General features: G+C 71.3%; 20 protein-coding genes. 8 read left to right on the top strand and 12 right to left on the bottom strand.

All coding sequences use genetic code 11. From position 1 onward, the window contains the following. The first annotated feature begins 44 nt into the window (after positions 1-44). From ACWD5F_RS11510 to ACWD5F_RS11500, 3 genes are all read left to right on the top strand, one after another. On the top strand, positions 45-1,043 hold the full coding sequence (locus ACWD5F_RS11510; RefSeq protein WP_451253356.1) for a small ribosomal subunit Rsm22 family protein: 999 nt from the start codon (positions 45-47) through the stop codon (positions 1,041-1,043). A 27-nt stretch (positions 1,044-1,070) separates the two neighbouring features. Further along, positions 1,071-1,700 (top strand): TetR/AcrR family transcriptional regulator, encoded by a 630-nt coding sequence (locus tag ACWD5F_RS11505; RefSeq protein WP_451253354.1) that lies wholly within the window; start codon positions 1,071-1,073, stop codon positions 1,698-1,700. 123 nt (positions 1,701-1,823) lie between these two features. Beyond that, positions 1,824-2,570 carry a bifunctional DNA primase/polymerase gene (locus tag ACWD5F_RS11500; RefSeq protein ID WP_451254101.1) on the top strand — a complete coding sequence of 249 codons (747 nt, stop codon included), beginning with the start codon at positions 1,824-1,826 and terminating at the stop codon, positions 2,568-2,570. A gap of 30 nt (positions 2,571-2,600) precedes the next feature. On the opposite strand, the gene ACWD5F_RS11495 is transcribed toward ACWD5F_RS11500, so the two are convergent. The 8 genes from ACWD5F_RS11495 to ACWD5F_RS11460 form a co-directional block, all read right to left on the bottom strand. Next, positions 2,601-3,593, bottom strand: a complete 993-nt coding sequence (locus ACWD5F_RS11495) for a hypothetical protein (RefSeq protein ID WP_451253352.1) — start codon at positions 3,591-3,593, stop codon at positions 2,601-2,603. Continuing rightward, positions 3,553-4,425: an iron uptake transporter permease EfeU gene (gene efeU, locus ACWD5F_RS11490; protein ID WP_451253351.1), complete on the bottom strand. Its 873-nt coding sequence runs from the start codon at positions 4,423-4,425 to the stop codon at positions 3,553-3,555. The genes ACWD5F_RS11495 and efeU overlap by 41 nt, the downstream gene beginning before the upstream one ends. A gap of 3 nt (positions 4,426-4,428) precedes the next feature. Further along, positions 4,429-5,724, bottom strand: coding sequence for an iron uptake transporter deferrochelatase/peroxidase subunit (gene efeB, locus ACWD5F_RS11485; RefSeq protein ID WP_451253349.1), 1,296 nt, complete (start codon positions 5,722-5,724; stop codon positions 4,429-4,431). Positions 5,725-5,734: 10 nt separating this feature from the next. Beyond that, complete coding sequence (gene efeO / locus ACWD5F_RS11480) at positions 5,735-6,883, bottom strand: iron uptake system protein EfeO (protein WP_451253347.1); 1,149 nt, start codon at positions 6,881-6,883, stop codon at positions 5,735-5,737. Positions 6,884-7,072: 189 nt separating this feature from the next. Beyond that, positions 7,073-7,891, bottom strand: a complete 819-nt coding sequence (locus tag ACWD5F_RS11475) for a heme ABC transporter ATP-binding protein (RefSeq protein ID WP_451253345.1) — start codon at positions 7,889-7,891, stop codon at positions 7,073-7,075. 71 nt (positions 7,892-7,962) lie between these two features. Next, complete coding sequence (locus tag ACWD5F_RS11470) at positions 7,963-8,292, bottom strand: hypothetical protein (protein ID WP_451253343.1); 330 nt, start codon at positions 8,290-8,292, stop codon at positions 7,963-7,965. Then, positions 8,289-9,374 (bottom strand): FecCD family ABC transporter permease, encoded by a 1,086-nt coding sequence (locus ACWD5F_RS11465; RefSeq protein WP_451253342.1) that lies wholly within the window; start codon positions 9,372-9,374, stop codon positions 8,289-8,291. Before ACWD5F_RS11465 ends, ACWD5F_RS11470 begins: the two co-directional genes overlap by 4 nt. After that, the gene (locus ACWD5F_RS11460) at positions 9,371-10,399 is read right to left on the bottom strand and encodes a heme/hemin ABC transporter substrate-binding protein (protein ID WP_451253340.1); all 1,029 of its coding nucleotides are present in this window, start codon (positions 10,397-10,399) and stop codon (positions 9,371-9,373) included. Before ACWD5F_RS11460 ends, ACWD5F_RS11465 begins: the two co-directional genes overlap by 4 nt. Before the next feature lie 135 nt (positions 10,400-10,534). Here ACWD5F_RS11460 and ACWD5F_RS11455 point away from each other — a divergent pair, with 135 nt between their 5' ends. The 3 genes from ACWD5F_RS11455 (at position 10,535) to ACWD5F_RS11445 (ending at position 14,135) form a co-directional block, all read left to right on the top strand. Continuing rightward, on the top strand, positions 10,535-11,929 hold the full coding sequence (locus ACWD5F_RS11455; RefSeq protein WP_451253338.1) for an HtaA domain-containing protein: 1,395 nt from the start codon (positions 10,535-10,537) through the stop codon (positions 11,927-11,929). Positions 11,930-11,980: 51 nt separating this feature from the next. After that, on the top strand, positions 11,981-13,429 hold the full coding sequence (locus ACWD5F_RS11450) for an HtaA domain-containing protein (RefSeq protein ID WP_451253336.1): 1,449 nt from the start codon (positions 11,981-11,983) through the stop codon (positions 13,427-13,429). A gap of 61 nt (positions 13,430-13,490) precedes the next feature. After that, complete coding sequence (locus ACWD5F_RS11445) at positions 13,491-14,135, top strand: PhzF family phenazine biosynthesis protein (protein WP_451253334.1); 645 nt, start codon at positions 13,491-13,493, stop codon at positions 14,133-14,135. 1 nt (position 14,136) lies between these two features. On the opposite strand, the gene ACWD5F_RS11440 is transcribed toward ACWD5F_RS11445, so the two are convergent. Both ACWD5F_RS11440 and map read right to left on the bottom strand, forming a co-directional pair. Beyond that, entirely contained in the window at positions 14,137-14,784 is a 648-nt protein-coding gene (locus tag ACWD5F_RS11440) for a biliverdin-producing heme oxygenase (RefSeq protein WP_451253332.1), read from the bottom strand. A gap of 142 nt (positions 14,785-14,926) precedes the next feature. After that, entirely contained in the window at positions 14,927-15,784 is an 858-nt protein-coding gene (map, locus tag ACWD5F_RS11435; protein ID WP_451253330.1) for a type I methionyl aminopeptidase, read from the bottom strand. Between the two features lie 58 nt (positions 15,785-15,842). Here map and ACWD5F_RS11430 point away from each other — a divergent pair, with 58 nt between their 5' ends. Then, positions 15,843-16,073 (top strand): hypothetical protein, encoded by a 231-nt coding sequence (locus ACWD5F_RS11430; protein WP_123999447.1) that lies wholly within the window; start codon positions 15,843-15,845, stop codon positions 16,071-16,073. 37 nt (positions 16,074-16,110) lie between these two features. Here ACWD5F_RS11430 and ACWD5F_RS11425 read toward each other — a convergent pair whose 3' ends face one another. Then, the gene (locus tag ACWD5F_RS11425; RefSeq protein WP_451253328.1) at positions 16,111-17,442 is read right to left on the bottom strand and encodes an MFS transporter; all 1,332 of its coding nucleotides are present in this window, start codon (positions 17,440-17,442) and stop codon (positions 16,111-16,113) included. 82 nt (positions 17,443-17,524) lie between these two features. After that, positions 17,525-18,127, bottom strand: coding sequence for a hypothetical protein (locus tag ACWD5F_RS11420; protein ID WP_401729105.1), 603 nt, complete (start codon positions 18,125-18,127; stop codon positions 17,525-17,527). Between the two features lie 114 nt (positions 18,128-18,241). Here ACWD5F_RS11420 and ACWD5F_RS11415 point away from each other — a divergent pair, with 114 nt between their 5' ends. Further along, positions 18,242-19,315, top strand: a complete 1,074-nt coding sequence (locus tag ACWD5F_RS11415) for a sialidase family protein (RefSeq protein WP_451253325.1) — start codon at positions 18,242-18,244, stop codon at positions 19,313-19,315. The last annotated feature ends 24 nt before the right edge of the window (positions 19,316-19,339 follow it).

The following is a 19,339-nucleotide window of genomic DNA, read 5'->3' as shown; positions in this document are numbered from 1 at the left end:
CAGCCGGCGGAGCCTCCTCGCGGGGGCGAGATTAGAATCGGCGGGTGAATGCCCCCGTACCCCCGGCGGAAGCCCTCCGCGCGAGCCTCGCCACCCTCCTCGACGGCCTCCCGCCCAAGCAGGCGACCCAAGCCGTGGACCGCCTCATCACCACCTACCGGGGCACCACCCCCACCCACACCCCCATCCTCCGCGACCGCGCGGACGTGGCCGCCTACGCCGCCTACCGCATGCCCGCCACCTTCGAGGCAGCCCACACCGCCCTCGAAGAACTGGCCGCGGCAACCCCGGACTGGACCCCCACCACCCACACAGACGTCGGCGGCGGCACAGGCGCAGCCACCTGGGCCGTCTCCGCCACCTGGCCCGGCCCCCGCAAGGTCACCGTCCTCGACTGGGCCGAACCCGCCCTCGCCCTCGGCAAGGAACTCGCCGCCACCAACCCACCCCTCCGCGAAGCCACTTGGCAAAAGGCCCGCATCGGCAAGACCCTCACCCTCGCCCCCACCGACCTGGTCACCGTCTCCTACGTCCTCAACGAACTGACGGAACAGGACCGCACCGCCCTGATCGACGCCACCGCGACAGCCGCGCAGGCGATCGTCATCGTCGAGGCCGGCACCCCCGACGGCTACGCCCGAGTGATCGAGGCCCGCACCCGCCTGATCGCCGCCGGCTTCCACATCGCCGCCCCCTGCCCGCACAGCGCCCCCTGCCCGATCACCCCCGGCACGGACTGGTGCCACTTCTCGGCACGGGTCAGCCGCTCCTCCCTGCACCGCAAGGTCAAGGGCGGCTCACTGCCGTACGAGGACGAGAAGTTCAGCTACGTCGCCGCGACCCGCTTCAAGCCCGCCGCCCAGGCGCTGGCCCGGATCGTCCGCCGCCCCCAGATCCGCAAGGGCCAGGTCCTCCTCGACCTGTGCGAGCCCGACGAACAACTGCGCCGCACGACGGTCACCAAACGCCACGGCGACCTGTACAAGGCCGCCCGGGACGCGGACTGGGGCGACCCCTGGCCGCCGTACACCGCGCAGCCGTAGAAACCCCCAGGCCGGTACCGTCGACCCATGGTCAAAAAGCCCACCCCCGACCGCGCCGCCCCCGACGCCACCCGCCGCAGCGACAGGTCCCGGCGGGCGATCTACGACGCCGCACTCGCCCTCGTAGCGGAGGTCGGCTACCCCAAGACGACCGTCGAGGGCATCGCCGCGCGGGCCGGGGTGGGCAAGCAGACCATCTACCGGTGGTGGCCGTCGAAGGCGGACGTGCTGCTGGAGGCGTTCCTCGACATGGGCGAGCGGGCCGCGCGGGACGCCGGACACGAGCCGTACCGCATCCCCGACACCGGAGATCTAGCTGCCGACCTCAAGGCCGTCCTGCGGGCCACGGTCGACGAACTCCTCGACCCCCGCTTCGAGGCCCCGTCCCGCGCGCTGGCCGCCGAGGGCCTCGTCAACGAGCAGCTCGGCCGCGAGTTCGTCGCCAAGCTCCTCGAGCCCCAACTCCAGCTCTACGTCGACCGGTTGCGCTCCGCCCAGGACGCCGGCGGGATCCGGCCGGACGTGGATCCCCGTATCGCCCTGGAGCTGTTCGTCTCCCCGCTCGCCCAGCGCTGGCTCCAGCACACGGGACCGATCTCCTACGCGTACACGGACACCCTCGTCGACTACGCGCTGGGCGGTCTCGCCCCGAGGTGACACCCGGTGCCATCGGGTGCCACGGTGTCGGGACCACCCCAGATGTCGGCTCTGCACCCCCCGGAGCGCACGACGATGGGACCATGAGGCATGCTGTTGGGACGACAGCGAGGCGAGGTGCAGATGAGCGGGGACCGCGCGGACTCGGCCGGCCGGACCGGCCTACAGGGCAGAATCTCCCAGTGGCTGCGCGGACGCGGGCCCAAGGAGCCCACCGGCGACGGTGGTCGTGAGGACCTGCTGCTGGCGGCCGCCGGAGCGGGGCTGCCGCTCGCGCCCGCCGCGTATCCGGCCGCCGGCTACGGCTGTTCCTGCGACCGCGTCGGCTGTCCCACCCCGGCACGGCACCCGGTGTCGTTCGCGTGGCAGACGCAGTCCACCACCGACAAGGCGCAGATCGAGCGCTGGGCCCGGCATCAGCCGCAGGCCAACTTCATCACCGCGACCGGCATGGTGCACGACGTCCTCGACGTGCCGCTTGAGGCGGGCCGCTCCGCGCTGGAGCGGCTGCTCGGTGCCGGCGTCGAGGTCGGGCCCGTCGCCGAGAGCTCCGACGGCCGGCTGCTGTTCTTCACCCTCACCCGGGGCACCCCCGAGGACGAGGACGAGTGGTGGCCCTGCGAGCTGGACTGCCACCCCGAGACGATGGACGAGCACCACGGACTGCGCTGGCACTGCCGCGGGTCCTACGTCCTCGTACCGCCCGCCCGGCTCCCCGGTGCCGACGACCGGTCCGTGTGGTGGGTACGCGGTCTGGAACACCCGCTTCCCGACCCGCTGAGCCTGCTGGAGACCCTCACCGACGCGTGCGCCCGGTACGCGGGCGAGGAGCCCGACCACGCGAGCGCGGCCTGGCCTTCGCGCCACTGACCGCTCAACTCGCCTACGGCACTGCGCCGTTCAGGACCCCTCGGCCGAAGTCAGCCCCTCCAGGCGGGCCATGATCGTCACCTTGCCGCCGCTCTTCGGGTCCAGCGCGACCCCGTTGGAGACGAACTCCATGGTGAGCGACTGCTTGATCTCGCCGGTCGTCAGGGCCTGCACGTTCGCGTTCGGGGTGGGGATCGCGGTGCCCGCGGCGGCGGTCTCCTTCTCGAAGCGCCGGGTCGTGAAGAACACCAGCGCGCCGCCGTCCTCGGTGCGCAGCGCCAGCGGGGCGTAGTCGCCGCTGGTGACCGGCTCGTCGATGAACTGCGTCACCAGACCCGGCTTCTTCGCCGACTTCGCGCGCTGGGCGCGCCACTCGCTGGTGTGCGGGCCGTCGGCGAAGCCCTGCCCGCCGTTCTTCAGGTAGGTCGCGTAGTCGTTGCTCAACTGCCCGGGCGGGACCGTGAGTCCGGTGGAGTTGGCGGGCACGGCCTCGGCCCAGCCGGCCGCGTCCTTCTTGACCTTGGGCAGCGAGCCGGGCGTGATCAGCGTCAGATACGCCACCTGGAACGGCTCGGCCAGGTCGTCACGGGTGAACACCAGCAGCCAGCGCAGGTTTCCGCCCTTGTTGCCCTGCGCCTCGGCGACGAACCAGCGTGGCCAGCCCGCCTTCTTGGGGATCGTGAACGTCGCGTTCGTCAGCGTCAGCGGCGTGTGCGACGGGTTGCCGCTCGGACTGTTGGTGTGACCGGCCTTCAGCCGGGCCGCGTCGATGTCGCCGAGGGCGCCGGTGACATGGTCGGCGTCGAGCGAACTGTCGTAGGCCTTGTCCGCCGCGTTGTACGCGGTCGTGAACTGCTCAAGTGCCTTCGCGGCCTCGGCGCGGGTGGTGGAGGGGAGCACCTCGCGCTCGCCGTGCACCACCACACAACCGCTCGCCGTCAGCGACAAAGCGGTCACCGAGGCCGCTATCAGTACGCGCCGGTCAAGCCTGCGGAGCCTTCGAGGGCCGAGATCCCTGCTCATCAGGTGTCTTCACCTTCCCCTTCCCGGAGGCGAACCCTACCGGGGCGAAGAAGAGCGCGAGCGTCGGGACCAGGTACAGCAGCCACACCGTGACCTGGAGGACGGTCGGATCCGGCTGGAAGTTGAGGACGCCCTTGAGGAGGGTGCCGTACCAGCTGTCCGGCGGGATCGTGTTGCTGATGTCGAAGGCCAGGTTCGTCAACCCCGGGACCCAGTCGGCCTCTTGGAGGTCGTGGAAGCCGTACGCCAGCACGCCCGCGGCGACGACGACGAGCATCGCGCCGGTCCACGTGAAGAACTTCGCGAGGTTGATCTTCAGGGCGCCGCGGTAGAAGAGCCAGCCCAGGAAGACGGCGGTGGCGAGGCCGAGCGCGACGCCGACCAGCGGGCGCGGGGTGCCGTCGCTCGCCGCGTGCACCGACGCCCACACGAACAGGGCGGTCTCCAGGCCCTCGCGGCCCACGGCGAGGAACGCGGTGGCGACCAGCGCGCCGGTGCCCATCGCCAGGGCCGCGTCCAGCTTGCCGTGCAGCTCGGACTTCAGGTGCCGGGCGGTGCGCCGCATCCAGAACACCATCCACGTCACCAGGCCGACCGCGACGATCGACAGCGAGCCGCCGAGCGCCTCCTGCGCCTGGAACGTCAGCTCCTGGGAGCCGAATTCGAGCGCGCAGCCGAACCCCATGGCGATGAGCACGGCGACGGCGATGCCGATCCAGATCGGCCTCAGGGCGTCCCTGCGGTCCGTCTTGACCAGGTAGGCGATCAGGATGCAGACGACGAGGCTGGCTTCCAGTCCCTCGCGCAGACCGATCAGGTAGTTGGAGAACACGCGTCAGGCCTCCTTGGAGAACAGCGTGCTGCCCCACCAGTCGTCCTTGTCGCGGACGCCCGGCGGGACGGCGAAGACCGCCGAACCCACGTGCTGGATGTACTCGTTGAGGGCGTCCGTCGCCGACAGGTTCCGCTGGAGGGGGATGAACCCCTTGCGGACGTCCCGCTGGTAGGCGAGGAAGAACAGGCCCGCGTCCAGCCGGCCGAGGCCGTCGGTGCCGTCGGTGAAGGAGTAGCCCCGGCGCAGGATCGTGATCCCGTCGTTGGAGTCGGGGTGCGCGAGCCGGACGTGCGCGTCCGGTTTCATCGCCTTCAGGAACGGCGGGTCGTGCTCCTTGGCCTTGCCGACCGCGGCGCCCTCGCCCTTGTCCCGGCCGAAGATGTCCTCCTGCTCCTGCAACGAGGTGCGGTCCCAGGTCTCGATGTGCATCCGGATCCGCCGGGCGACCAGATACGAACCCCCGGTCATCCAGGCCGAGTTGTCGTCCCCGTCACTGTCGGCGACCCACACGAACTTCTTCAGCCGGTCCGTCTCGGTGCCCGCGATGTTGCGGGTGCCGTCCTTGAACCCCATCAGGTTGCGCGGGGTCTGCGCGTTCGGCGTGGTCGAGGACGTCTTGCCGAAACCCAGCTGCGACCAGCGGATGTTGACCGTGCCGAAGCCGATCCTGGCCAGGTTGCGGATCGCGTGCACGGCGACCTGCGGGTCATCGGCGCAGGCCTGGATGCACAGGTCGCCGCCGGTGCGGGTCCTGTCGAGGTTGTCGCCCGCGAACTGCGGCAGATCGGCCAGCGCCGCGGGCCGCCGGTCGGCGATCCCGAACGTCTCGCCGAACTTCGCGAACAGCGAGGGCCCGAAGCCGATCGTCAGCGTCAGCCGCGAGGGCTTGAGGCCCAGCGCCTCGCCGGTGTCGTCCGGCGGAGCCTCCGCGAGACCGCCGTACGCGCCGTCCCCGACGGCCTTCCCGGCGGTCATCCTTCGTGCCGCCTCGGTCCAGTCCTTCAGCATCCGCACGAACTCGGCGCGGTCCTCGGTCTGTACGTCGAACGCGGCGAAGTGCAGCCGGTCCTGCACCGGTGTGGCGATACCGGCCTGGTTGGCGCCGTGGAAGTCGACCGCCGCGCCCGTCTCGGCGGCGGCCGGGTCCATGTCGTCGCCGGAGCGGACCGCCGCGACGGCGCCGCCGGCCACGGCGGCGCCGAGCGCGAGCCCGGCACCGCCCCAGCCGATCAGCGAACGACGCGAGGGTGCCTTCGAGTCGGCGGCCCCGGTGGCGGCTTCCTGCGTGTCCGTCATGGTCGGTCCCCTACTTCACGACGGTGGCGGCGAGCTTGGAGAGCGGCTCCGCGAGGGCGTTGACCGCGTCCGACAGCTCCTTCTGCTTGGGCTTGGTGACCGTGGCGTACGACACGAAGCCGTTGTACGCCTTGTCGTGCGGGCTGTCCGAGCGGTACCTGTCCAGCAGCGTGTTGAGCGAGGCGAACTGCTTGTCCAGTTCGGCGGTGAGGGCCGCGTCGTTCTTCTGCGCGACCGGCTTGAGCAGCTCGTACGCCTTCTGCGCGCCGTCGACGTTGGCCTTGAAGTCGCTCAGGTCGGTGTGCGAGTAGCGGTCCTCCTCGCCGGTGACCTTGCCGGTGGCGACCTCGTCGAGGAGTTCCTTGGCGCCGTTGGCCATGGAGGTCGGGGTGATCTCGGCCTTGCCGACCCGCTTCTGCCAGTCCTTCAGGTCGGTGAGCAGCTCATCGGCGAGGGTCTTCTGCTCGGCGCCGATCTTCTTGTCCTCCCACAGCGCCTTCTCCAGCGCGTGCCAGCCGGTCCACTTCTGGCCCTTCTCCAGGCCGTCGGCGCGGGTGTCGGTCTTGGGGTCGATGTCCCCGAACGACTCGGCGATCGGCTCGGTGGTCTCCCAGCCGACGCGGGAGGGGGCGTAGGCGTTCTTGGCGGCGTCGAGGTCGCCCGCCTTGATGGCGTTGACGAAGGTCTCCACCTTCGGGATCGTCGTGTCGGCCTCGTTCTGCGCGTACTCGCGGTAGGCGGCGACGGCCGCGTCCAGCTTCGGGTCGCGCTTGGCGACCGAACCGCCGGTGACGGTGAGCTTCTGCCGGACGCCGTGGCCCTTCATGCCGGGCCGGCAGGCGATCTCGTACGAGCCCGCCTTGACCTCGGCGGTGAGCGTGTACTTGGTCCCGGGCCCGATGTTCTCCTTCTCGGAGACGATCCGGTCGTCCGGGAAGAGGATCTCGACCTCGGTCGCCTTGGAGCCCGTGTTCTCGATCTTCAGGGTGACCTGACCGGCCGCCACCGACTTGACGGAGGTGTCGCACTTGGAGTCGGCGGCGGTCACCTGGATCGCGTCGTCACCGTCGCCCGAGCTTTTCTCGGTGCAGCCCGTGACGGCTGCCAGGGCCGCGGCGGTGGCGACTGCGGTGACGGCGGAGAGTCTGACGGCTCGCATGCAGGCTCCTGAGGATGGCGAAAAATCGCGTGTCGGGGCTCACACTGGGATGGTGAGGCTCGCCTAACTTAACTGAGCCTTGCCTGCGTGATACCCACCCATGCGGTGATTCAGCTCTCATGGCAGGCCTACGGGCACGAGCCGATCACGGTGACCTAAAACGGACCCCAAGAAACCTTCAAAGGAACTTCAAAGGATTCGCTTCGGGGTGATCAGGACCGCGTCCGTGCGCGGGTGTTGGAGCACCTCGACGGGCTGGTCGTAGACCCGCGACAGCAGCGGCTCGGTGAAGACCTCGGCGGGCGGGCCGTCCGCCGCGACCCGCCCGGCGCACAGGATCGCGACCCGGTGCGCGTAGGCGGCGGCGAGCCCCAGATCGTGCAGGACGACGACCACGGCGTCCCCGGCCCGCGCCCGCTCCCGGCACAGCCGCAGCACCAGCTCCTGGTGTTTCAGGTCGAGCGCGGCGGTCGGCTCGTCGAGCAGCAACAGCGGGGCGCGCTGGGCGAGTACGCGCGCGAGGGCGACCCGGGCGCGCTCGCCGCCGCTGAGCGCGTTGAAGGGGCGCGCGGCGAACGCGGTCACCTCGGTACGGGCCATCGCGTCGGCGACGGCCCGGTCGTCCTCGGCGGGCGCGGCGGCGTGCGGCGCGCGGCCCATCCGCACGACCTCCTCCACCGTGAACGGAAAGGAGAGCGTCGCCGACTGGGGAAGTACCGCCCGGCGCAGGGCGAGTTCGGGGGTGGTCCACTCCGTGACGGACCGGCCGTCGATCCGAACGCTGCCGGTCGCCGCCGGCAGATCGGCGGCGAGGGCGCCCAACAGGGTGGACTTCCCGGCCCCGTTGGGCCCGACCAGGGCAAGGATCTCCCCGGCCCGCGCCCGCACATCGACACCGTGCAGCACCTCGCGGCCACCGAGCCGCACATGAAGCCCCACGGCCTCGGCGAGGACGTTGCCGGGTTCGGCGGGGGCGGGTGGGGTGGGACGGGGGCGCAGGAGTCTCATACGGCGGTTCCTTGGGCGGAGGGGAGAGGAGAGGCTCGGCGCCGCCGGGGTGGACCGTGGGCGTGGGTGTCTCATGCCCGGGGGCCTTGGGTGTTGTGGTCGTTGGCGGTCGGGCAGCGGCGGAGGGCGTCGTCCTCGTGGGCTGTTGCGGGCGGGGCTGCGGCGGTCGCCGCGGCGGCGAGGTCGTCAAGTGCGGCGCGGAGCGCGTGCAGGGCGGGCAGGAGGAGTCGAGGCCGATTGAGCGCGCGTCCGGCGAACGGGGTCGGGGGAGGCGGGGCGAGGGCGGGCCGCAGGGCAGCGGCGTATCGGGCGGCCAGGGCGTCGGCGTGACGCAGGGCCAGAAGGCCGGCGTACTTCGCCGTCCTGACCTGACCGTGCCCCCTGACATCGCGGCCCCTCATGCCCAACCCCCTTGTCTGCGCCGGGTCCTGAGGAGCAGCCAGAAGAAGAAGGGACTGCCGAGGAGGGCGGTGAGGACGCCCAGGGGGAGTTCCGCGGGGGCGGCGATCGTGCGGGCGGTCAGGTCGGCCGCCAGCAGGACGAGCGCGCCGAGCAGGGCGCTGCCGGGGACGAGGAAGCGGTGGCCGGGGCCCGCCGCCATGCGCAGCAGATGCGGGACGACCAGGCCGACGAAGCCGATGATGCCGGAGACGCTGACCGCGGCGGCGGTGAGCAGGGCGATCAGCAGGACCAGCGTCAGGCGCAGCCGCTCCACGTCCACACCGAGGTGCCGGGCCGGGCGTTCGCCGAGCGCGAGGAGGTCCAGGCGGCGGGAGTGCAGGGGCGCCAGGGCCAGGCCGATCGCCGCGCACGGCAGTACCGCGAGCACTTTCGGCCAGGTCGCCTGGGAGAGCGAGCCGAGCTGCCAGAAGGTGATCTGGTTGACGGCCGCGGTGTCCGCGAAGAAGAGGAACAGGCCGATCAGCGCGCCCGCGAACGCGTTCAGCGCGATGCCGGTCAGGATCAGCGTCACCACCTCCGTACGCCCGCCGGAGCGCGAGGCCGCGTACACGAGCAGGACCGCGCCAAGACCGGCGACGAAGGCGAACACCGAAACCGTCCACGTGCCAAGGAAGTTCAGCCCGAACGCGATCACCGCGACCGCGCCCACCGCCGCGCCGGAGGAGATGCCGATGACCCCGGGCTCGGCGAGCGGATTGCCGAACACGCCCTGCATCAGCGCACCGGCACAGCCCAACGAGGCACCCACCAGCAGCGCGAGCACGATCCGCGGGAAGCGCACGTTCCACAGGACCGACTCCGGTACGCGGTCCAGGGCCGCGCCGCCGAGTCCGATCCGGTGCTGGACGGAGGAGAGGACGTCACCGACGGGGATGGGATAGGCACCGAGCCCGGCGGCGACCGGGACCAGGACGAGCAGGGCGACGACCAGACCCACGGTCAGGATCCATGCGGTACTGCGTCTGCCGCGGCGCCTCGGCGCGGAGCTCTCCGTCACCAACCGCTTGTCGAGAAGCGTCACTTGGCGTCCCCGTCCCCGCCACTGTCCCCGCCGTCGTCCCCGTCCCCGTACAACTGGTCGACGATCGACTTCAGCACCTGGTCGGTGCGCGGCCCGTAGTTGAGCAGCACGCCGTCCTCGATCGAGACGACCCGGCGGTTCATGCCGGCCGGGGTCTGGGCGACGCCCGGGATCTTCACCAGGCCTTCCATGCCGCCGACGGACTCGAGTCCCTTGGTCATGACGAGGATCGCGTCCGGCGCGGCCTTGGCGAGGGCCTCGGTGGTGATGGCGGTGAAGTCCTTGTCCAGCCCCGACTCGGCGCCCGCGTCGACCGCCCCGGCCGCCTCCAGGAGCGAGGTCGCGCCCGAGCCCTTGCCGCCGATGAGATAGACGGAGGCGGAACCGCGCAGATAGAGGAACGCGACCCGCGGCTTCTCCTTGTGCGTGGGAACTGCCTTCTGCACGGCGGCTATTCGCGCCTCGGAGCGCTTCGTCAGCTCCTTCCCGGCGGCCGGTACGCCGAGCGCGTCCGCGACGGCCTGGATGCGCGGACCGACGTCGTCGAGCCCCTGGGCCGGGTCGACGACCAGCACCGGGACACCGGCGGCGCGGATCTGACCCATCGCCTCCTCCGGTCCCGTCGTGGCCTCGGCGAGGACCAGATCAGGCTTCAGCGACAGCACGCTCTCCGCGGAGACGTCGTGGTTGCGGGTGACGACCGGGAGCTTCGCCGCCTGTTGGAAGGTGGCGGTGATGTCCCGGGCGACGACCCGGTCACCGAGCCCGAGCGTGAACACGATCTCGCTGAGGCTGCCGGAGAGCGGCACGATGCGCCGGGCGGCGGAGACGGTCACCTTCTTCCCGTCCGCCGAGGCGACGGTCACCGGGAGGTCGGGCTCCGGGGTGCCGGTCAGCGGCTCCACCCGGTTGGCCGCCGTGGTCGTCGCCGCGGCCGGGGCCTTGGTGTCGCCCCCTCCGCAGGCGGTCGCGGTGAGCGTGAGGGCGAGCACGGAGACCAGTGCTCCTGCCAGTCGAGCGCGCATGCGTCGCACGGTCCCGTTCGTTCCTTCCGGTTCAGGTCCGGTCCATGACCAGGTCCGCCGACTGTTTTCGGCAGGCAAAGCTTAGGTTAGCCTTACCTTCGTTCGCTACCGGCAGTCGTCACCGGAGGACTTTTCATGCCCGCGCGCCTACGTGCCCTGATCACCGTGCTGTGCACGGCCGTACTGGGAGCCCTGCTGCTCCCGGTCACCGCCGCGCACGCGGACGGCAGCACCGTGCGGGGAGGCCGGCTCGACTGGGGGATCAAATCCTCCTTCCAGAGCTATGTCACCGGCCCGATAGCCAAGGGGAGTTACTCCCTCACCGGCGGCGCGGCGACCGTGGGCAGCAGCCAGTTCCGCTTCCCCTCGGCGACCGGCACCTACGACGGCACCACCGGCGCGTTCAACGCCTCCTACGCCGGCGGGGTCCACTTCGTCGGCCACAAGGAGGCCAACGGCACCTACCAGCTGGACCTCACTCTCAGCCGCCCCACCGTCCGCATCTCCGGCGCCACCGGAACGCTCTACCTGGACGTCGTCAGCAAGGCGAAGGGCACCGGGACGGTCGCGACGTCCTCACAAGTGCCCTTCGCCTCCCTCTCGTTGGGCGGCATCGACATGAAGGGCGGCGGCACCTCGGTCGTCCTGAACAACCTGCCCGCCACCCTCACCGCCCAGGGCGCCAAGTCCTTCGCCGGCTACTACACCGCCGGCACCGCCCTGGACCCGGTCAGCCTCACCGCGGACATCCAGGCGGCCAAGGCCACTTCCTCGCCGACGCCCACCAAGTCCGCGGCGAAGAAGGAGAAGAAGCCGGCCGCCACCGACGCCATCCAGGACGGCGCCGCCGACTGGGGCGTGCGCCGCACCTTCCGCGAGTACGTCACCGGCGACATCGCCCGCGGCAAGTGGACGCTCTCCGACGGCGCCGAGGACGGCGGCGCGCTCTTCCGCTTCCCGAAGGGCGAAGGGACGTACGAGAAGGGCGAGTTGACCGCGAGCTTCACCGGCACGGTCCGCTTCACCGGCGAGGAGGGCCTCGACCTGAAGCTCGGCGCGGTGAAAGCCGCCGTCAAGGACGGCAAGGGGACCCTCTACGCCGACGTCACGAGCGCGGACTTCAGCGGCAGGAAGGTCCCGCTGGTCACCTTCACCGCGAAGGGCCTCAAGGCCACCGACGGCCTGGTGAAACTGACCGAGGCCCCCGCGCAGCTCACCGCCCAGGGCGCCAAGGCCTTCGGCGGCATGTACCAGGCGGGCACCGCGATGGACCCGGTCTCGCTGGCCGTCGCCCTCACCGACGACGCCGTCCTCCCGGCCCTGCCCGACCTGGGCAGCGCACCCACCCCGAGCCCCACGCCCTCGAAGGCGTCCGCCGAACCGGTCCGCGCCGCGAGCGCCACCGACGGCGACGACGCAGGCTTCCCGGTCCTCCCGGTCGGCCTCACGGCCGGCGCCCTGCTGCTGGCGGCCGCCGCCTACGCGGTGATCCGCGCCCGCCGCACCCGGACCGCGACCGACGAGGGCTGACCCCCACAAACGCCACCACCACCATCAGCATCACGAGGAGACGATCCCGCCATGCCAGCCGCCACACCCAGATCCATCGCCCTCGCCGCCGCCGTCGCGGTCACCCTGGGCGCCGGCGCGTTCGCCGCGACCAGCGCGTCCGCCGCCGAAGTGCCGCTCAGCGGCTACGAGTTGACGTGGGGCATCAAGGAGTCGTACCGCACCTACGTGACCGGCGCCGCGGCCGGCACCTTCACCCCGGCGGCCGGCGCCGCGCAGGCGTCCGGCAACGGCGCCTTCACCTTCGTCAAGGGCGCGGGCAGTTACGACTCCGACGCGCACACGGTGGACCTCGCCTTCGAAGGCAGCCTGAACATCGTCTCCAAGCTGCACGGCTTCGACATCACGCTGTCGGACGTCCAGTTCGACAGCAAGGACGCCGAGTTGACGGCGGACGTGACCAAGAACGGGACGACGGCACAGGACGTGCCGCTCGCGAAGGTCACCGTCACGCGCGACATGAAGGCCATGGCGACCACGCTGACCAAGGAGGCCGCGGACTCCTTCGGCAGCCCCGGCTACGAGGGCGCGGCCGGCGACCTGCTGACGGTGACGGCTCCGACCCCGCCCAGCTCGCCGCCGCCGTCGACGACACCCACCCCGACCCCGACACCCACGCCGACGCCCACCCCGACTACCACCCCCACCGCGACTGACACCGCCACCCCCTCGCCGACGCCCTCCGAGTCGGAGTCCGAGCCCGCGACCGAGGGCGAGATCCTCGACGGCAAGCTCGGCTGGGGCGTGAAGGAGTCCTTCCGCACCTACGTCGTGGGCAGCGTCGCCAACGGCAAGATCACGGCATCGTCCGGCGCGACCCAGGCCACCGGCAACGGCGCCTTCACTTTCCCCGACGCGACCGGCTCCTACGACAACGACGCGGACACCCTCTCCGCCGCCTTCGAGGGCGCGGTGAACTTCAAGGGCCATGAGACGAACGGCACGTACGCCCTCGACCTCACCCTCAGCGGCCTCGAAGTCGCCCTCGACGGCGGCAAGGGCGAGCTGACCGCGGACGTCACCAGCCTCGGCAAGACGACCGACGACGTGGTCCTGGCCGACCTCGAGACCAACGACGCCACCCTCACCCCCGAGGACGACATCATCACGGTCGACGGCATCACCGCGACCCTCACCGAGGCCGGCGCGAAGGCCTTCAGCGGCTACTACACCTCCGGCACCGAACTCGACCCCGTCACCCTCTCGGTGGCCCTCAGCGACGACGCCACCCTCCCGACCGACGGCAGTTCGAGCGGCACCGGCACATCCTCGGGCGGCTCCACCGGCGGCTCGGGCACCACCGGCGGCACGACCGGCTCGACGACGGGCGGCATCAGCGGCGGCCTCGCGTCGACCGGCTCGGACGTACCGGTCGCCGCACTCGGCACGGCCTCGGCGGTCGCGGTGGCGGCGGGCGCGGGCGTGGTGTTCGCGATGCGCAGGCGGCGTACGGAGGCGTAAGTCTTGGTCGGACCGGGGGCACAGGCAATCGCCTGTGCCCCCGGGATGCTTCAATTCCCGCGTGACCGACTACGACGTGCTCCGCGTCTTCTGCGCGCCCAACGGCGGATACGGCAACGAACTCGCCGTCGTCCGGGAGGGTTCGACGCTGCCCGATCCGGACGAGCGGCAGGCGTTCGCGGGCAAACTCGGCTTCAGTGAGACCGTGTTCGTCGACGACCCCGAGCGCGGAGTCATCGACATCTACACACCCACCCTGCGCCTCCCCTTCGCCGGTCACCCCTGCGTCGGTTCGGCCTGGCTCCTCGACGTGCCCGAACTGGTCACGCCGGCCGGGCTCGTGGGCGCCCGCCTCGACGGCGAGTTCAGCTGGATCGAGGCCCGCGCGGAGTGGGCGCCGCCGCGCGCTTTGCGCCAGTACGGCACGGCCGCCGAGGTCGACGCCCTGCCGGTGCCGCCGCCGGGGGAGTGGATCTACGCCTGGGCCTGGGAGGACGAGGCCGCCGGACGCGTCCGCGCCCGTGCCTTCCCCGGCCGTAACGACGGCATCGACGAGGACGAGGCAACGGGCGCGGCGGCACTCCTGCTCACGGACCAGTTGGGACGGGCACTCAACATCACGCAGGGCGCGGGGTCACAGCTACTGACGGCTCCGCAGCCCGGGGGATGGGTTGAGGTCGGGGGACGGGTGTTCCTGGAGCGCTAGGTCAGGCGCTGAGGGAGAACTCCTCGCCCAATGCCCTGAACACCCCCGTGTTCAGGGCGAACGCGTTCTTGCATTCGGCCACGACCCGCTGCTTCTCCAAGTCGTCCGCCCGCACCGCGTCCAGCAGCTCCCGGTAACCCCGCTTGAACGCCGCCGGGTTGGCGATCTCCTCGAAGACGTAGAACCGCACGCCGTCGCCCTTGCGCGTGAAGCCCCACGTCCGCTCCGCCTTGTCGCGGATGATCTGGCCGCCGGAGAGGTCGCCGAGGTAGCGCGTGTAGTGGTGGGCGATGTACCCGGCCGGCCACTGCTCCGCGCACTCCCGCACCCGGTCCGCGTAGGCCCGCGTCGCGGGCAGCGCGGTCAGGCCGGACCGCCAGTCGGCGCCCCGCAGATGCGTCAGGTCCCGCTCCAGCGCGGGCAGCCGGTACAACTCGGGCTGGATGAAGGGCCCGGCCACCGGATCCGACGCCAGCGCCTCGGCACTCGCCTCCAACGCCTCGTACACGAACCACAGTTGCTCGGTGTAGCGCGCGTACGCGTCCACCCCCAGTCGTCCGCCGAGCAGATCGCTCATGAACGTGGAGGTCTCCGCCTCCACGTGCTCTTCGTGGGAGGCGGTGCGGATGACTGTCGAGAAGGAGTCCATGCGTGCCATTTTCTGAGGTAAGCCTTACCTAAGTCAACAGCTTCCCGACTTTTGGTCGGTAAGGATGCCGACAGCCTGTCGGTAAAAGAGTACAAGAAAACGGCCCGCCCTCCGAGAGAGCGAGCCGCATCGGTGTCCGGGGCTACGCCAGCGTGAGGATCTCCGCCCCCGACTCCGTCACCACCAGCGTGTCCTCGAACTGAGCCGTTCGCTTCCGGTCCTTCGTGACCACCGTCCACCCGTCGTCCCACATGTCGTACTCGTACGTCCCGAGCGTCAGCATCGGCTCGATCGTGAACGTCATCCCGGGCTGGATCACCGTCGTCGCGTGCGGACTGTCGTAGTGCGGGATGATCAGCCCGGAGTGGAAGGACGAGTTGATCCCGTGGCCGGTGAAGTCCCGGACCACGCCGTACCCGAAGCGCTTGGCGTACGACTCGATGACCCGGCCGATGATGTTGATCTGCCGGCCCGGCCGGACGGCCTTGATCGCGCGGTCGAGGGCCTCCCGGGTCCGCTCCACCAGCAGCCGCGACTCCTCGTCGACGTCCCCGACCAGGTAGGTCGCGTTGTTGTCGCCGTGCACCCCGCCGATGTACGCCGTCACGTCGAGGTTGACGATGTCGCCGTCCCGCAGCACGGTCGAGTCCGGAATGCCGTGGCAGATCACCTCGTTGACGGAGGTGCACAGGGACTTGGGAAAGCCGCGGTAGCCGAGCGTCGACGGATAGGCGCCGTGGTCGCACATGTACTCGTGCGCCACCTTGTCCAGTTCGTCGGTGGTGACGCCGGGGGAGATCAGCTTCGCGGCCTCCGCCATCGCCCGCGCGGCGATCCGCCCGGCGACGCGCATCGCCTCGATCGTCTCGGGCGTCTGCACCTCGGGGCCGGTGTACGGCGCCGGTGCGGGCTTGCCCACGTACTCGGGGCGGCGGATGTTTCCGGGTACCTGACGGGTGGGGGAGAGCTCCCCTGGTACGAGCAGCGACTGGCCAGACATGCCAGCGAGTCTAACGAGCCGCCGTGGGGGAACATGTCGGTGGCGAGAGGAGCAGGTCATGGCCTTGTTCAAGAAGCGCACGGTCGGCAAGCCGGGCGAGTGGTACTACTGCCTCGAACACAAGACGGTCGAGGAGGGGCCCGACTGCCCCGGCAAGAACCGCTTCGGGCCCTACGCGAGCCGCCAGGAGGCCGAGCACGCGATGGAGACGGCCCGCGAGCGCAACCTGGAGTGGGAGAACGACCCCAACTGGCACGACGCCCCGAAGGGCGGCACCGAGGACAAGTGACGGGCCCGCGCACGGGTCCGGGCGCAGGTATACGTGCCTACGCCTGGGCCTGCGCCTGGCTCACCGGTGTCACCGCGGCGGTCGCCTTCCGTTGCGCACGCACGCGTGCGGCGTGCTCGTTGGTCCGCTCGTCGTAGCGCATCAGCCCCGGCAGGCACAGCGCCAGCAGCCCCACCGCCCCCGCGCACAGCAGCCCGCCGGACCAGACGGATGCCCGTACACCCCACCAGGCGGCGAAACCGCCCGACCTGACCTGGCCGAGGGTGGGTCCGACGGAGTACGAGAGCAGCTCGATCCCGGCGAGCCGGCCCCGTAGCTCGTCCGGGATCGTCTGGTTCCACATGGCGCTCCGGAAGATGCCGCTGACCATGTCGCAGCTGCCGGCCACGGTCAGGAAGAGCAGCACCAGCCACACGTTGCCCACGACACCGGCGCCCGCGATCGCCAGGCCCCACAGCGCGGCCGACAGCACCACCATCCGCCCGTGCCGGTGCACCCGCGAGGTCCAGCCGCCGGTCAGGCCCACCAGCATCGCCCCGAACGGGACCGCCGCGTACATCAGGCCCAGCGACCACTCGGCGTCCAGCTCGTCCGCGAGGAAGGGCAGCAGGGCGAGCGGCATCGCCAGGAACATCGCGGCCAGGTCGACGGCGTAGGTGCCGAGCAGTTCCTTGCGGCTCCAGGCGTACCGGGCGCCCTCGACGATCGCGGCCAGCGACGGCTTCGCGGCCTCGCGCACGGCGGGGGCGGCGGCGATGCGGACCATGAGGACGGCGGAGACGACGAACGTCACCAGGTCGGCGCCGTACGCCCAGCCGAGGCCCGCGTACGCCACGACCACGCCCGCGAGGGCCGGTCCGGCGACCCCGCCGACCGTCCAGCGCAGGGCGTTCAGCGAGGCCGCGGCGGGCAGGTGTTCGTGGGCCACGATCCGGGGCCAGAGCGAGTCGAGCGCGGGGCGCTGCACGGAGACCAGGGCGGAGGAGAGGGCGGCGACCACGTACAGCGGCCAGACGGCGGGGTTCGGCATCAGCGCGTTGAGCAGCAGCAGCGCGGACAGCACGCCCTGTCCGGCCTCGGTCCACAGGATCAGCTTCCGCTTGTCCAGGGCGTCGGCCAGCGCACCGCCGTACAGCCCGAACACGATCAGCGGGATCAATTCCACGGCCCCGATGGCCCCCACGGCCGCCGCGGAATCGGTGAGTTCCTTGATCTGCACCGGCAGCGCGACGAACGTCAGGAAGCTGCCGAAGGTCGAGATCATCCCCGAGAACCACAACCGCCGGAAGTCCCGAGAGGCCCGCCAGGGGGCGAGATCGGGCAGGAGGCCGCGCAGGCGGGACGGGGTTTCGGGGGCGTCTTCGGTCACGAAGTGCCATGTTCGGGCTGGATGGCTGCCCGGGGCAAACGCTTTTCCGACCGCCCCACCTGCGGCAGCGTCCCCGCTGTCGCTACCAGCGCGCCGGCGGCGGTGCCGTCAACTGGTCCGCCAGCCGGGACAGCCGGTCCTTGAAACGGCGGCGGCCTCGCGGTGCGGGGAGCGGGGTCTCGCCGGCCGCCGCGCTCACCAGGTGCTGGACGGTGTCGAGATCCAGCTCGGAGCCGTCCGGGACCGCCAGCGACTCGTGGGCCAGGGAGACCAGTTGCTCCTCGCCGGGACCCAGCGCCAGGACCGTCGCCCCGGCCCGCCGGGCATCGTGCACCCGCTCCAGGAGCGGCACATCGGGGCCGCCCGGCGACACCACGAGCAGCGTCTCGCCGCGCCTGGCCGCCGCCAACCGGCCGAGACCGACGGCCAGATGGGCCGGGTCCGCGGCCTGCGCCCCGTGCCGTACGAGCGTCGGCGCCAGTTCCGGCGTACCCGACCAGGCGGCCTCGTCGACCAGGTGCGCCGCCAGGTGCCAGGGCTCGTACTCCGGGGTGCCGACGAGGAGCAGCCCGCCACCGTGCGAGACGACCGACCCGCGCAGCGCCCCCGCGAACCTCCTCGTGGCACCCAGCCATTCGGTCCCGGCGAGCACTTCGCGCAGCAGCGCGACACGTACGGCGTCCATGTCCGCATCCTGCACCAACCGGCCACTCGTGACCCGGTGTTCACCACGAATTCGCCCAAGTTGGGCAATCGGGTCAGTTATCGGAGATCAACGACGATCACGAGGAGTACGTCCATGGCAGAGGTCACCGTCCCCTTCCGCGCCGGCCGCGAGGGGTACGCCAGCTATCGGATCCCCGCGGTGGTCCGCACCGCCGCCGGCACCCTGCTCGCCTTCTGCGAGGGGCGGGTCGACTCCGGGCGCGACTACGGCCACATCGACATCGTGCTCAAGCGCTCCACCGACGGCGGCCGCACCTGGGGCCCGCTCCAGGTCGCCGCGGACAACGGCACCGACCTCGCCGGCAACCCCGCCCCCGTCGTCCTCGACACCGGCCGGATCCTCCTCGTGCACGTCCGTTCGGCGGCCGGCGCCTCCGAGGACCTGATCCTGCGCGGCCAGGTGACGGACGCCGACGGACGCCGGGTGTGGGTGTGTCACAGCGACGACGACGGGCTGACCTGGTCGGACCCGGTCGAGATCACCGGGTCGGTGAAGCGGCCCGGCTGGCGCTGGTACGCCACCACCCCCGGCCACGCCCTCCAGTTGAGCACCGGAAGGGTCGTCGTCCCCGCCAACCACACCCTGCCGCCCACCGGTACCGACATCGGCAACGAGGCCAAGTACAACAGCGGTCACTGCCTGCTCAGCGACGACCTGGGCGAGACCTGGTACCTCGGCTACGTCGACGAGAACACCAACGGCTACATCAACTGCAACGAGACCACCGCCGCCGAACTCCCCGACGGCCGCGTCTACTTCAACACCCGCAACGACTCCCCGTCGCCCGGCAACCGCGCCGACGCCCACTCCGCGGACGGCGGCCGGACCCTGCGCCTCCCCTTCCGCCCCCAGGCCGGCCTCACCGGACCCGTCTGCGAGGGCGGCCTGCTCCACCTCGGCGACCCCGACGTCCTCCTCTTCTCCGGCCCCGCCCTGCCCGACGGCCGCGCCCTGATGACGGTCCGCGCCTCCACCGACAGCGGGACCACCTGGCGCCCGGTGTTCACGGCCGACGGCCTGCCCGCCGCCTACTCCGACCTCGTCCGCGTGGACGACGGGACCGTCGGACTCCTGTACGAGACCGGTGACTTCGGGGCGTACGAACGAGTCGTATTCCGCACAGTGCCCGTGACGGCGCTCACCTGACCGGCGAGGGGGGTCGGGGCGCAC

The sequence above is a fragment of the Streptomyces sp. NPDC002499 genome (assembly GCF_053595415.1).
Note: the sequence above shows the minus strand (reverse complement) of the source record. Positions and strands in the feature narration are given on the sequence as shown.

Bases quoted from the DNA above. Each gene is read 5' to 3' on its own strand.
- ACWD5F_RS11505 (WP_451253354.1), top strand. From the start codon at position 1,071: ATGGTCAAAAAGCCCACCCCCGACCGCGCCGCCCCCGACGCCACCCGC.
- ACWD5F_RS11470 (WP_451253343.1), bottom strand. From the start codon at position 8,292: ATGAGGGGCCGCGATGTCAGGGGGCACGGTCAGGTCAGGACGGCGAAG.
- ACWD5F_RS11475 (WP_451253345.1), bottom strand. From the start codon at position 7,891: ATGAGACTCCTGCGCCCCCGTCCCACCCCACCCGCCCCCGCCGAACCC.
- ACWD5F_RS11415 (WP_451253325.1), top strand. From the start codon at position 18,242: ATGGCAGAGGTCACCGTCCCCTTCCGCGCCGGCCGCGAGGGGTACGCC.
- efeB (WP_451253349.1), bottom strand. From the start codon at position 5,724: ATGACGGACACGCAGGAAGCCGCCACCGGGGCCGCCGACTCGAAGGCA.
- map (WP_451253330.1), bottom strand. From the start codon at position 15,784: ATGTCTGGCCAGTCGCTGCTCGTACCAGGGGAGCTCTCCCCCACCCGT.
- ACWD5F_RS11440 (WP_451253332.1), bottom strand. From the start codon at position 14,784: ATGGACTCCTTCTCGACAGTCATCCGCACCGCCTCCCACGAAGAGCAC.
- ACWD5F_RS11450 (WP_451253336.1), top strand. From the start codon at position 11,981: ATGCCAGCCGCCACACCCAGATCCATCGCCCTCGCCGCCGCCGTCGCG.
- ACWD5F_RS11460 (WP_451253340.1), bottom strand. From the start codon at position 10,399: ATGCGCGCTCGACTGGCAGGAGCACTGGTCTCCGTGCTCGCCCTCACG.
- efeO (WP_451253347.1), bottom strand. From the start codon at position 6,883: ATGCGAGCCGTCAGACTCTCCGCCGTCACCGCAGTCGCCACCGCCGCG.
- ACWD5F_RS11495 (WP_451253352.1), bottom strand. From the start codon at position 3,593: ATGAGCAGGGATCTCGGCCCTCGAAGGCTCCGCAGGCTTGACCGGCGC.
- ACWD5F_RS11500 (WP_451254101.1), top strand. From the start codon at position 1,824: ATGAGCGGGGACCGCGCGGACTCGGCCGGCCGGACCGGCCTACAGGGC.
- ACWD5F_RS11430 (WP_123999447.1), top strand. From the start codon at position 15,843: ATGGCCTTGTTCAAGAAGCGCACGGTCGGCAAGCCGGGCGAGTGGTAC.
- ACWD5F_RS11420 (WP_401729105.1), bottom strand. From the start codon at position 18,127: ATGGACGCCGTACGTGTCGCGCTGCTGCGCGAAGTGCTCGCCGGGACC.
- ACWD5F_RS11455 (WP_451253338.1), top strand. From the start codon at position 10,535: ATGCCCGCGCGCCTACGTGCCCTGATCACCGTGCTGTGCACGGCCGTA.